The organism is Spirosoma daeguense, assembly GCF_054776875.1.
On the sequence record NZ_BAAHBF010000002.1, the window covers coordinates 59494 to 72774 of the forward strand.

Sequence of the window (13281 nt, forward strand, 5' to 3'; positions counted from 1 at the left end):
GCTTGTTTTCGGATATTTACCACTCGATGAAACCCCTGTGATTAGAAATCTTAAAGCCCTAACTCCTTTAGAAACTCGTCCCGGTAATTACTGCCAATTGGAATTTCAACGGAGTCGATAAAAACCCGATTTCCTTCGATATGGCTGATTTTGGCTTTGTTGACCACAAACGAACGATGAACACGTAAAAATTGATGGGCCGGTAGTAAGTCGAGAAAACTCGAAAAAGTCATGCCGGGTGTCAACGTAGTCGTGGTTGTGTTGATTTTGGTGTAATTGCCACTGGCTTCGGCAAAAAGCAGATCGACGTAGCGAATCCGGTAGATTTTTCCGTCGGCTTTCACAAAAATGAATTCCTCGGTTTTTCCTTCTTCCGACAGCGGAACAACCGGCTGCATGGGTTGTAATCGCTCCAGCGCTTTGTCGACGGCAACAATAAATCGTTCGAGGGAGAAGGGTTTTAACAAATAATCACACGCTGCTAAATCGAACGCATCGACGGCGTATTCTTTGTAAGCTGTCGTAAAAATAACCTGTGGCTGATTTCGGAGAGTTTTCAGAAACGCAATCCCGCTCAGAACGGGCATGTTGATGTCTAAAAACAGAATGTCGATAGCCTGTTTCTGGAGCTCAGCTTTCGCGTCGAGGGCGTTGTCGCAGGAGGCCACTACGTTCAGTTGGAGTAGATGCCGGCAATACGTTTCAATAATTTCCCGCGCAATAGGCTCGTCGTCGACAATTAAACAGGCTACTTTTTTCATTTAATCCGAAGCTGTAATTCTACCGTATAAAATCCATCGGCCTCCCGAATGGCTAAATCATACCCGTTTTCGTACAGCAAATTAAGTCGCTGATTCACATTGGTTAATCCCAGACCACCGCTTTTTGGTAGTTCGTTGCTGGTGTCCTCTGTTCGGGAAAACGAATTCTTTACCGAGAAAAGAATTGAATTACCCCAAAGTTTCAGCGTTATCTCAATCGCGATTTTCTGGTCGGTCGTGTTCTTCGCGTGTTTGAAAGCGTTTTCAACAAACACAATCAAAAGCATTGGTGCAATACGAATGCTGGTATCGGTTACGTTGTCTATGGCCGTTTTCAGAGAGAGTTTCGAGCCGATACGTAGCGTTTCGAAGTCGATGTAGTTTCTAATATAGGTAAGCTCATCGGCCAGTGGTACATAGAGTTCTTTCGCGTCGTATACAGAGTACCGTAATAGCTCCGAAAGTTTAAGCAGTAGGGTTGGCGTTTTGTCGGGTTGCGAAATGGAAATGCCGTATAGATTATTTAACGTATTGAACAGAAAATGAGGGCTTAACTGCGATTGTAGCAAATGCAATTCACTCTGGCTATGCTGGCTCAATGCCTGTGCTTCCTGAAGTTGGTTATTGATACGGGTTCGGGTTAGTTTGATGAACATACCGCCCGACACGCAAAAAATAAAAAGCGGCAACCCCAGAAACAACGCATACATGAAGGTCGGATGATGTTGCAGACTGGTTGCAAATTGAGCGCATAAAAACGCACAGGCAATCATGATAAGGGGTAATAATCCTAATAACCAATCGGGCACCTTTTTACCGGAGGGAATCCATAAATGAGCCAGATATCGCCCAATATAAACGCCTGACAGACAGCCTAACGTAGCAAACAGGGCTGCTTCCTCATCATCTCTGGAAGCTATGGTTTTGGTATAGGTCAGAAAAATGAAATAAAGGAAAACGCAGGCCACTAACCAGATGAGCCGACGCTGGGTTATCCTGAAATTTCCGATAGGAGGGGATGTTGGTTCCTTTTTCACAAGTGTCGTTTAGATTGCTGTACAAATCTGACCAACTCCGCCAAAATAAGTAAATGAGATGGACAGAAACCCTATAAGCCCTGACGAAACATTGAAAAAGACGGACTAACCCGTTCGACAGCGGAAAACTACATTCTATCAGATCGATTGCCACGTTTGTCAGCATTCTTTTAAGCGCCCAATCACTACGTCAATCTTTGCTTCGAACGTAGTGAATCGGACTCTTAATTAACGCCCTATGCAACCTGCACTTATTAGTTTTCTTCTGTTGATCTCATCCGTTATAAGCTTTGCTCAGCGTTCAGAAAATAGTCTGAATGGTTTGGTAAAAGACAACCAGAATGCGCCATTACCCGGTGCTACGGTACGTTTGCTTCGGGCAACCGATTCGACGCTGGTGCGCGGTGTGGTCAGCGATGGCAACGGTAAATTTACGATTGCCGGACTCCCCGCTGATACGTACCGAATTCATGTAACGAGCGTAGGGAATAACGATTATCGAAGTGTTGCTATACTGATTGACGACCAGCATCCAACTGTTACGTTGCCCGTTTTTATTCTGACGCCGTCGAAAGCAACGCTAAACGAAGTGAAAGTAGTGGCGAAAAAACCACTGCTCGAACAGGAGCTCGACCGAACCATTGTGAACGTAGACGCCATGATTGGCAGTGCCGGGAGCAATACGCTGGAAGTACTCGAAAAAACACCCGGCGTAAGCGTCGATATAAATGGCGAAATCAGCCTGAACGGGAAAGCGGGCGTATTGGTCCTGATCGATGAACGACCAACCTACATGTCGGTGCAGGATTTGGCGTCCTATTTGAAATCGCTGCCGGGCGGCTCCATCGACAAGCTTGAACTCATCACCAATCCACCCGCCAAATACGACGCAACGGGTACGTCAGTTATCAATATCCGCCTGAAACGCAATCGTATTCAGGGATTTACGGGCAACGCAGCACTGGGTTATAATCAGGGCGAAACAGGACGTAGCAACAATGTCGTAAATCTGAATTACAATAATCAGAAGATCAATCTGTTTGGAAGCCTCGGCTACAATAAAGATGGGAATTACTCCGACGATGTGTACGAGCGGAATCTGTACGATACCAGAATGAATTTGCTTTCGTCGGTTCTGTTGACGAGTCGATCGAAAACGGGTAGTCATGGCAGCATGGCGCGGCTAGGCATGGATTTGAACGTATCTCCCAATACTACCCTAGGATTCATCTTTAATTTTCAGCGAAGTTCCAGACTGGATCGCTTTGACTACGTCAGCAAGCGCGTTGATAATCGCTACGTTATCGATTCGGTGGGCAGGGGTTCGACCGACGGACGTTCGGTTTGGGTGAACGGAAGTGCAAACGTTAATCTGCAACACAAATTCGGGAAAACAGGCCGCGAAATCAGCGCCGATCTGAATTACGTTCAGTACGAAACAGACGCTGAGCAGGTGTTGCAGAATCAGGTAAATGATGCCGACGGTACGTTACTAAACAGCAACTTATTTTTGTATAAACTCCCATCGACCATCGCCATTTATTCGGCAAGAGCGGATTATGTGCATCCGTTACGTAACAAAGGAAAATTCGAAGCTGGTGCCAAAACAAGCCGCGTTTCGAACGATAACAACTCACAATATTTCAATGGGTCAGGCTTTTTTTACGTTCCGGATTACGGACAGTCGAACCATTTTCTGTATCAGGAAACTATTCATTCGGCTTATGCCAATCTGCGGAAAGAAGGAAAACGATTGGCAGCACAGGGTGGTTTACGGCTGGAAAATACACAGATAAATGGTCGTCAACTTGGAAATCAGGAAGTTGCCGAAACGTCGTTCGGACGAACATATACTAGCCTGTTCCCGTCTGTTTATGTCAGCTATAAGTTGGATAGTGCGGGAAAAAATACGTTGACCGCCAGCGTTTCACGGCGTATTAGCCGCCCGAATTACCAACTAATGAATCCATTTCTAGTATATCGTGACCAGTACTCGTTTACAACGGGAAATCCTTTCTTAAAACCTCAGTACCATGTACAATATGAACTAAAATATCAGCACAAACAGTACGTTGGTGTGAGCCTGCAATACAGCCGGTTTACCGATCTGATTTTTCAACTGACGGAAGCCGTCGGCGATGTGTTTATCAATCGACCAGATAACGTAGCGTTTGGTCACATACTGGCGCTGGCTACCAACGTATCGGTGATGCCAGCGAAATGGTGGAACGTGAATGCCAACGTAATGGCCGCACGGATGGCCCTTCGCGGAGAGGCCTATTCGCAACCCCTTAATTCGGGTTTATTTCATGCCAGATTTAATCTAATGAATCAGTTTCGTTTCAACCATGGGTGGAGTGGGGAGATGAACGGTTTTTATAGCGCCAATGATATTTCCGGACAGACAATCACTACGTCACGGTATCGGGTAGGAGCGGCTTTGCAAAAGAAAATCTTTCAGGATAAGGGCAGCCTTCGCCTGACGCTGGACGATATCTTTCATTCCTGGAAAACCAACTCCCGAACCATAAGTTTGAAGCAGGCCGAAGCGTTTCAACGTAACGTAGCAGATACCCGACGAATTGGGCTGGCCTTTACGTATCGATTTGGTAAAGAAACATTTGCCCGAAAAAGAAGCCATTCCGATAATGCTGCCGATGAGGAAAAAGGAAGGGCAAACTGAGTGAGGATGAGGAGGTGAACTATATTAATTTTTACGTATTACATCATCCCATTCTTCTCTATGGGCTACTCTTTTCATAGATATTTACCACCCCTGCCCCCTCCTAAAACAGGAGGGGGCAGGGGTGGTCAAAACGATGTGGTTAGTTGTAAGAATCAGCTATTACTGCCAATCAGGATTTTGTTGAAGCTTGGGATTGGCGTTGATTTCTACCTGCGGTATTGGGAAATATTTGTGTTTAGCCAGCGGTTTTCGTTCAGGGTAATCGGCATTCTTCACTTTTGGAATCTCCGTCAAAAACTTACCCGTACGAGTCAGGTCGTACCAGCGATCACCTTCTCCGAAAAACTCCCAGGCTCTCTCCCGAAGAACTGCGTCAATAAAACCATCTTTGCTCAACCCCGGCGTTAGCGCCGGAATACCCGCCCGTCGGCGAATTACGTTGATGTAATCGTAAGCGACGCCTGTTCCACCGTTCTGTCTGGCTTCCGCTTCGGCAGCAATCAGGAAGGCGTCGGCGTAGCGCAAAACCGGCATATTGTTGCTGTTCGCAGCTCCCACTGATTTCGGATCTTTAAACTTACCGAGCACAACCAGACTATCTTTAGCAAGCAACCGGGTATCGATGGCATTCTGCCGGACGACTGTTCCTGAACTGGACACAAAACTGGTATCCAGCAGCAAACGCCGTTTGTCGATTGGGTTAAAGGATTTATAAAAAGAGCGGTACATGTAAAAACCGCCGGAAGCTCCGTTCGAGTAGACACCAACGCCTGTTTGTGGGGCAACCTGCCAGGCAACCGCCGTATATTTATTGGGCGTTACCAGTCCGTTCGATTCAGCCGCAAAGATATTCTCCGTGCGAGCCTGCGATTTCTTCGTTACGTCGTACACATCCACTACGTTAGGAAGCAGGGTTAATCTACCTGAGTCAATCAGTTCTTTAGATTTCGCAAACGCCAACGCCCAATTTTCGTTATAGAGTGCAGCTTTGGCGTGTAATAAAATGGCCGCCTGTTTACACGCCCTTCCCGGTACTAAACCCGCCGAATAATTCGGTAAAGCGGCCGTTGCTTTCGTCAGATCGTCGTAGATCAGCGTATAAATTTCGGTGAGGGGCGCTTTGGCGTTCGTGGCTCGTTCAATGGTGTTGGTTGGCGTAACTTTTAGAGGCACTTCGCCGAAATTCTTCGCTAATGTCCAGTGCATCAGCGCCCGTAAGAAATACGCTTCGCCAATGACTTCCCGACGACGTACCGTGTCCATTTCGGTATTGGGTACTTTTTCGAGCAGCCAGTTTGCTTTTTCAATACACTGATACGCTGATTGCCAGAGTTGAATCGGTGACTCAAAAACCCGTGCAAAACCCGTCTGTACCGAATACGTAGGCTCGTACGTGTATAACGTAATCGACGCCCGGCCTACGACGTTGCGCGGAAACATGAGGTCGCTGGCGGTTTCGGCCAGAAGCGGGTAATGCCCACCGTACAGATCGTAAAAACTGCCATACATGGCAACATGCGCCGATTCGACTTCGGCCGCATTTTTGTAATAATTGTCGGTATAAATCTGCGAGAAAGGCGTTTCTTCCAGCGCACATCCCGATAAGCCTGTGAGTAGCAGACCGATCAGCGTAAACGATACGCATTGTTTATATTTCTTCATCATCGATTTTATTTTATAAGAGCTTGTTCTCCGTTTTTTGATCATCAGAATTCAACCTGAAGACCTACTAACCAGGATTTTGAAACAGGATAAACGATGTTGTCGACACCAACCAGTGTATTGGAACCGCCAAACGAATTAACTTCCGGGTCGAAACCTGTGTAACGTGTTACGGTAAAGAGGTTGTTGCCACTGATATACACTTTAGCGAGGTTAATACCTTTGATCTGAGGAAGCTGGTAGCCAATCGTAATATTTCTGGCTCGCAGAAAAGAACCGTCCTCAATGTAGCGATCCGTTAGCGGAATACGCTGGGCCAGGTTGGTTCCCGCGTGTACGTATTCCTGACTTGGATTTTGCGGTGTCCAGCGGTTGCTCAGTCCGCTGAGTACGTTACGCATTCCCAGCGGATTTTCTAACTGATAAGCCGCCATATTGAGCACTTTGCTGCCCTGAACACCCGAAAACAGAGCGTTTAGATAAAAGCTTTTGAACTTCAGATTGGTTGAAAAACCATAGGTGAAATTTGGTGCTGAATTGGTCAGGACCAGATCGCTGTCATTTATACGTCCATCTCCGTTTACGTCTTTCACTTTTACACCCCCAACGCGTGAACCTGAGCCTTCGAGTATGGTTTCGCTGTTCTGATAGATTCCGTTGAACACGTAGGTTCTGAACAGACCGATTGGCTGACCGACAACCAGCGAGTTGTAAAAATTGACATCGAATTTTTGCAGATTGTCCTGCAACTTCGTCACCTTATTTCGGTTAAAGGCAATGTTGGCCGATACGTCCCATTTCAATTTTTCGGTCGTAATCGGGCGAGCTTTCAGGGCAATTTCCAATCCTTTGTTTTCTAGCGAAGCAAAGTTTCCGAACACCGTCGAATAGCCCGACGAAAGTGGCAGATTGCGCGCAAAGATCAGATCTTCAGTACGTTTGGAATAGAGGTCCATCACCAGCGAAATTTTGTTTTTCAACAGATCCAGATCAAATCCTACGTTCACCTGCGTACTTTTTTCCCATCTCAAATCTGGATTCGCTACGCCAGTGGGCTGCGTTCCGGTGACGTTGACGCCGTTGAAAATATAATCCCGGCCCAGTCCAACCGTTGCCAGTGATTGATACGCACCAATAGCTCCCTGATTTCCGGTCTGACCGGCACTCGCCCGAAGTTTCAGGTTGGAAATAAAGGCGTTATTCTCTAAGAAACTCTCTTCGGTTACGTTCCAGGCACCAGAGATGGCCGGAAAAAGCGCGTATTTATTGTTGCGCCCAAATTTGGACGAGCCGTCCATCCGAGCATTGAAATCGATAAAGTACTTCCCTTTGAAATTGTATGAAAGTCGGCCAAAGAACGACACGAGTTCATCTTTAGAGCGACTGCTACGTGAATCCCGTATCTGCGCCAGTCCGATGTTTTCGTTCGACGTAGCGTCCGATGCAAAGCGTTGTCCGGTCGAATAATTGTAGTTGCTGTTATTGGCGATGTAACTGTATCCGGCAATGCCACGTAGCGTGTGATGCGTCTTAAAAACGTGGTCATAGCTCACGATACTTTCGTGCATCATGCGGTTGTAATTCTGGTTCTGCTTCATCGCAAAGCCACCGCCACCGCCATTGGTCGAAATATCCGTGATCGTCGATGCGGCAATCGGGAAATAATAATCAAGCAAACTACCAGTAATTACCGCGTTGAAATTCGCCCGGTATTTCAAGCCCTTCAGCAGGCTAAAATCAAAGTAGACGTTCGGAACAAACGTATTAGTATGCTGCTGATCCAGAATTTTGGTAAATTGAAGCGGGTGCCGTAAATCCAGATATAAACCGCGCAACTGCCGGTCAAAATTCAGAACATCACCAGCATCGTCATAGGCCCGCAAAACCGGTGGTGTTGCCAGCGCCAGTCCGACCAGCGAATTGAGCAATCCACCACCATCGGTGTCCACCGAACCCGTGGGAATTCGTTGGTTGATTGATTTAGAGAACAAGGTACTGGTTCCAATTTTTAACCAGTTTGTCGCCTGATGATCCAGATTCAGACGTAGCGAATATCGGTCGAACGACGAATTGATGACAATGCCATCCTGATTGAAATAGTTAAACGAAACCAGCAACTGCGTCTTTTCATTGCCACCCGAAACCGTAAGCTGATGATTTTGAATGACTGCTTTACGGAAAATCTGATCCTGCCAGTTCGTACCCACGCCGATTGAGTCGGGTCTTGGAAACCGATTGGGGTTTTTATAGACTTCATTTTCTAGCTCGGCAAACTGAGTTCCGTTCAGGACCGGAATGGTTTTCGTTATTTGCTGCTGGCCATAATATGACTCATAGCTGATTTTAGTCTTGCCGCTCTTCCCTCGTTTGGTCGTAATAATCACAACTCCATTTGCGGCCTGAGAACCGTAAATAGCCGCTGCCGAAGCATCTTTCAACACTTCAACCGACTCAATATCATTAGGATTCAGGTTGGAGAGTGGACTGACTTCGTTCGCATTTCCGCCAATAATCTGTCGTCCACCATTAGTATTGATCGGGATGTTCTGGGAGGTATTCTGGACTTGAACACCATCGATGATGTAAAGTGGTTCAGACGAACCATTGATGGAGTTTGTTCCCCGAATACGCATGCTGATGGCTCCCCCCGGTGCGGCATTGCTTTGGGTGACCTGCAAGCCAGCAACCAGCCCCTGCAAGCCCTGTGCTAGGTTGGAAGCGGGTGTTTGTAAAAGCTCCGAAGCTTTTACACTGGTAATGGCGCTGGTTACCTCACTTTTTTTCTGGGTTCCGTAACCTACCACCACCACTTCGTCAAGCGCTTTGGTGTCTGGAACAAGGGCTATTTCCAGATTTGCACGGTTTTTTATGCCTACTTCCTGCCGAACGTAGCCAATGTACGAGAAAACCAACGTAGCATTTCCGTCAGGCACCGACAGAGAAAACCGCCCATCTGTATCCGTAACAGTGCCATGAGTGGTTCCTTTCTGCACTACGCTCACGCCCGGTAACCCTTCATTCGTTTCGCTACGTACAACGCCTTTGACGGTAAACTCTACTGGCTGAATAACAGCATTGGAAACGAGGGAAGATTGATTAACAGTCGGTGTGGGAATTGATTCAGCCTGCCCGGAAAGAGAACTGGCAGAGGCTTCAGGAGTCGCGCTAAACTCTGTTTTTCGTGTAGAAGATTCGTTGACCGAAAAAATGAAATAGATCGTATTAGGCTTTTTATAGCGTTTATACGTAAGCCCGACTGGTTTCAGTAAATCATTTAACAGCCGATTGACGTCCGTTTTAGAGACATCGGGCGTCGGAACCCGTAACCCTTCCACTGTTTTTTCATTGTACGTAAAGCGAATCCCGAATCGGTTTTCCAATTCTTTCAAGGCATCTTTTAATAGTTGAGTCGCCGACGCGGGTGAGGTCAAAATCGGCTTTGTTTTAGACGTAGCAGATTGCTGAGCAAGCATAACCGACTGGGCAGAAATGGTACGTTGTATACTAAATAAGGTGAGACACAGGCATAGCCTGAGAGCGATAAGCTGGAAACGGTTTTTCATGAACGAATTGGGTAAGGAACAGGTACTAGCGACTGATGTAAAGCTGGTTTTCCTGACGGGTTATTTTCAGACCATTGATTGTAGAAAGTGCGTCGATTAGATCGTCCAGATTTTCCGAGGGCACAACGCCGGTCATGCGTTCCTGCGCGATGCTGGGGTCGGTGAACGTAACGGTCAGGCCAAATGTGGTTTCCAGTCGGGACGTAACATCGCTTAGGGACGTATTATCGAGAATCCACTGCTGATTTGTCCAGTCATTGTAGCGCTCCGGTTTCACCGATCGTTTCGTAAGCTTTTTCTTCTCGTTTGAAATCTCAACGAGGTCGCCGGGGGCCATCACGATACTTTTCTGCTGTGCACCCTTTCCCATGTCCAGCTTGACTTTTCCAGAGTTTAGCACGACTTGCGTAGCTCCTTTCCGGCTTGCTACGTTGAACCGTGTGCCCAACACCTCAACATTCACATCATTGGTATGAACGATGAAGCGCGTCGGCGCCGTTTTTTTCACTACGTTGAAAAACGCTTCGCCCGTGAGCCAGACTTCCCGTGTTTGTCCATCCTGCCAGTTTGTGGCTAGTTTGAGAGTCGAGTGCGCGTTCAGAATGACCTGCGATCCATCGGGTAAGGTGATGGTCTGGGTTTGGCCATAAGCTGTGTGGTACTCGGGTGTTGTGCGTTGATTCAGGTAATATAGCAGGCTACCCAAAAAGGCAATTCCAGACAGAACAGCCGCCCAGCGTGCCCATTGCCGGGAAGACCAAAGTGGCCGAACAACGGGCTGTTCGAACTGCTTTTGCTGGCGAGTCTCGTTAATCCGACTCCAGACGGCGGTTTGTTCGCCCGGTGCTGGCAGGTCTTCACGGAAGTTTAGCAGAAGAACAATTTGCCGGGCTTCAGCAATTAGTTCCTGTTTGTCAGGATGCTGATCGAGCCACGTTTGCCAGAAACGTTCATTTTCGGGGTCTGGGTTTTTAACCCATTCCTGAAAACGAGGGTCCAAAGCAAAATCTTCGGCTGAGTAATCATCGATATGCATTCGATTCAGTTTCGGAATTAAGAGTGATTTTACTCTAATCTGAAAACTGGTCTCAACCTCATCGGCAAAATGAAAATATTTTTAAAAAATATAATTTTCCGAGTAGAGTGAGTCGGAGAATGAATAGCCAAACGATGGATTTAGATACTGGAATCGATAAAAAGCAGCACCAGACTAATGGGGGTAATGTTCTTGCGTAAGACGCTTAACGCTTTGGAAATCAGGTTGTATGACGAATCAATATTCATCGACATAATCGAGGCAATCTCGTCGTATGACAGATTATTATAGAATTTCAAAAAGATTGCTTCCTTCTGTCGTTGTGTCAACGTATTAAGGGCCTTTATAATACGTTCAGTTTGTTCTTCGCTCAGTTGTTCGGCGATGAGATGGGTTTCATACGGCGGTACAAAATCAAACCCGCCCGAAATTGGGTCATGCTCAACTAACCACGGTTTTGCTTTAAGTTGATCGAGCAGCGTATACCGCATGGCTTTGAACAGGTAATATTTAATGGACGTAGTATCACTAAGATTTTCCCGCTTTTCCCATAGTTCGATAAAAAGGTCATGAATGGAGTCTTGAACTAAATTTTTATCGGTTGTAAACTTACTGGCGTAATTGTAGAGAGTTTTAAAATACCGGGTATAGATTTCCTCGAATGCGGCTTCGCTGCCTTCTTTGAAGGTTTTCCAAAGTATTGCCTCATCAACAACCGAATTTTCTCTTTTAGTCCATTCCATTCTGAGTGGTTACCAGTGAGTTAACTAGTCAGTCTACACGCTAGAATAACTCATTCAGGTAAATAAAGTTATAGTGTAAGAGGAGATAGTGCAATCAATGTTTAGGTCTGGTCAGCATAGATTAGCTAAACATGGATGACAAATTGCTATTGACAAATGTTGGACACCGAATGCAGGGCATAGCTAATTCTCTCGTGAAACACTGGTGACAATCCGCTTGATGAAGTAAAAAGAGACTTGGAATAGCTTATTATCAGCTTTTCAACGTGTTTACTCTCTACTATTAACCAGATGAAATTGCTTTCGATTGTGGCGTTGCTAACCTGTTTTCTGTACGTTGGAAAACAATTTTGCCTGTCTGCACAGGCTCAACAGATAAGCCGAAACGACACACTGACCATTGGTCGAGATACTCGGTTCAACAGGGAATTTTCGGAAACAAACCAAAAAGGCTGGTACGGCAATGCAGAGGTTTCGCCGGTAGATGGTGTTGTTAGCGTAATCAACATGAACGTAGCAAAACCGGGTGCCGTTACATTAGCGATTGGTTTGATTGATCAAAATAACTACGTCATTGTTGAACGAGAGTTTGTAAGGAAAGTAGTTTCAGGTTTGAATCAATTGGTTGTCAGTGAGCCAATTAGATCTGGTCAGCAGGTTTTTGTAAAGATGCCAGCTTCAGGAATACGCTATTTCAAAGGCGCTGGCGGGAAGATACAGTACACCCAAAAAGGGTATAGTGCTACGTTGTCTACGTTACCTGACGCCTATCTTTCGTTATCCTATCGTATTGATTCTGCGCCAACTAGTAAGCTCGTTTCCAGTAGTTTAGGGAATAAGACGATTACGTCGAAACGAGCTTACAAAAACGTGCTTATCATCGGAAACAGCATTACCCGGCATGGATTAGCAGCGTATTGGTGGGGCAACTGGGGAATGGCTGCCAGCACGCGTGAACATGATTTTGTGCATGTGCTGGTCGGTTTACTACGTCAACAAAATTCCTCAATGAATTTTTCCGTGTTACAAGCTGCCAATTGGGAGAGAAATCATGAAAATTTCGCGTTGAGCGCTTACGATACTGCGTTTGCCCGCTCGCCTGATCTGGTGATTATCCGCTTGGGCGAGAATGTTCAGGACGTAGCGAATTACGAAAAATCGTACCTCAATCTACTGACCTACATCCAGCAAAAAGTGCCGACTGCTACGTTGGTAACAACAGGGAATTTCTGGGCCAATGAAGCTAAAGACCTCGCAATGGCTAAAGCGGCCAAAGCTGTTCAGGTGCTGTTTATCCCTTTATTTCAACTGGATATAAAAGAAAATAAGAGCAGTATTGGAGCAATCGTAAAAGGTGATGACGGCTCAGAGCATAGCATCGATCATACTGGCGTTGCGAATCATCCGGGCGATTTGGGTATGAAACGAATTGCAGAAACAATTTTTAGTCAGTTGCCTTAATTACTATTGGCTTCTGGTGGCAAGGTGATTTCTTCAGTTCTGACTGGATTGCTACGACCATACTTGGAAGGAGATACCTGATAACGCTCCTGAAACACTTACGCAAAATACGATATGCTCTCAAAACCAACACTGTAGGCAATCTGAGTGACGTTATCGTCGCCTAATCGGAGTTGTTTCGCTGCTTTCTCCAGCCGGATTTCCCGGATAAAATCTGTTGCAGTTGTGTTGGTAATGGCCTTTAGTTTGCGATACAGTTGAACCCAGCCCAGGCTGACGAATGATGCAACCTAAGCTAGTATTCTATTGATCGCCACGTAGTTTTGTTGCTA

General features: G+C 46.2%; 9 protein-coding genes. 2 read left to right on the forward strand and 7 right to left on the reverse strand.

Annotated elements, in window-relative coordinates; all coding sequences use genetic code 11:
- Positions 1-50: 50 nt before the first annotated feature.
- Positions 51-761 (reverse strand): LytR/AlgR family response regulator transcription factor, encoded by a 711-nt coding sequence (locus ACYVD4_RS05155; RefSeq protein WP_460943111.1) that lies wholly within the window; start codon positions 759-761, stop codon positions 51-53.
- Positions 758-1798 (reverse strand): sensor histidine kinase, encoded by a 1041-nt coding sequence (locus ACYVD4_RS05160; RefSeq protein ID WP_460943113.1) that lies wholly within the window; start codon positions 1796-1798, stop codon positions 758-760. The genes ACYVD4_RS05155 and ACYVD4_RS05160 overlap by 4 nt, the downstream gene beginning before the upstream one ends.
- A gap of 238 nt (positions 1799-2036) precedes the next feature.
- Between ACYVD4_RS05160 and ACYVD4_RS05165 the strand changes: the two genes are divergently transcribed.
- Complete coding sequence (locus tag ACYVD4_RS05165) at positions 2037-4481, forward strand: outer membrane beta-barrel protein (RefSeq protein WP_460943115.1); 2445 nt, start codon at positions 2037-2039, stop codon at positions 4479-4481.
- A gap of 162 nt (positions 4482-4643) precedes the next feature.
- On the opposite strand, the gene ACYVD4_RS05170 is transcribed toward ACYVD4_RS05165, so the two are convergent.
- The 4 genes from ACYVD4_RS05170 to ACYVD4_RS05185 form a co-directional block, all read right to left on the reverse strand.
- Positions 4644-6149, reverse strand: a complete 1506-nt coding sequence (locus ACYVD4_RS05170; RefSeq protein WP_460943117.1) for a RagB/SusD family nutrient uptake outer membrane protein — start codon at positions 6147-6149, stop codon at positions 4644-4646.
- A 41-nt stretch (positions 6150-6190) separates the two neighbouring features.
- A complete protein-coding gene (locus ACYVD4_RS05175; RefSeq protein ID WP_460943119.1) occupies positions 6191-9709 on the reverse strand; it encodes a SusC/RagA family TonB-linked outer membrane protein in 3519 nt (1172 codons plus the stop codon).
- 25 nt (positions 9710-9734) lie between these two features.
- Positions 9735-10745 carry a FecR family protein gene (locus ACYVD4_RS05180; protein ID WP_460943121.1) on the reverse strand — a complete coding sequence of 337 codons (1011 nt, stop codon included), beginning with the start codon at positions 10743-10745 and terminating at the stop codon, positions 9735-9737.
- Positions 10746-10885: 140 nt separating this feature from the next.
- Positions 10886-11488 (reverse strand): RNA polymerase sigma factor, encoded by a 603-nt coding sequence (locus ACYVD4_RS05185; RefSeq protein WP_460943123.1) that lies wholly within the window; start codon positions 11486-11488, stop codon positions 10886-10888.
- Between the two features lie 291 nt (positions 11489-11779).
- Between ACYVD4_RS05185 and ACYVD4_RS05190 the strand changes: the two genes are divergently transcribed.
- A complete protein-coding gene (locus ACYVD4_RS05190; protein WP_460943125.1) occupies positions 11780-12949 on the forward strand; it encodes an SGNH/GDSL hydrolase family protein in 1170 nt (389 codons plus the stop codon).
- Between the two features lie 98 nt (positions 12950-13047).
- On the opposite strand, the gene ACYVD4_RS05195 is transcribed toward ACYVD4_RS05190, so the two are convergent.
- A complete protein-coding gene (locus ACYVD4_RS05195) occupies positions 13048-13221 on the reverse strand; it encodes a helix-turn-helix transcriptional regulator (protein ID WP_460944734.1) in 174 nt (57 codons plus the stop codon).
- Between the last annotated feature and the right edge of the window lie 60 nt (positions 13222-13281).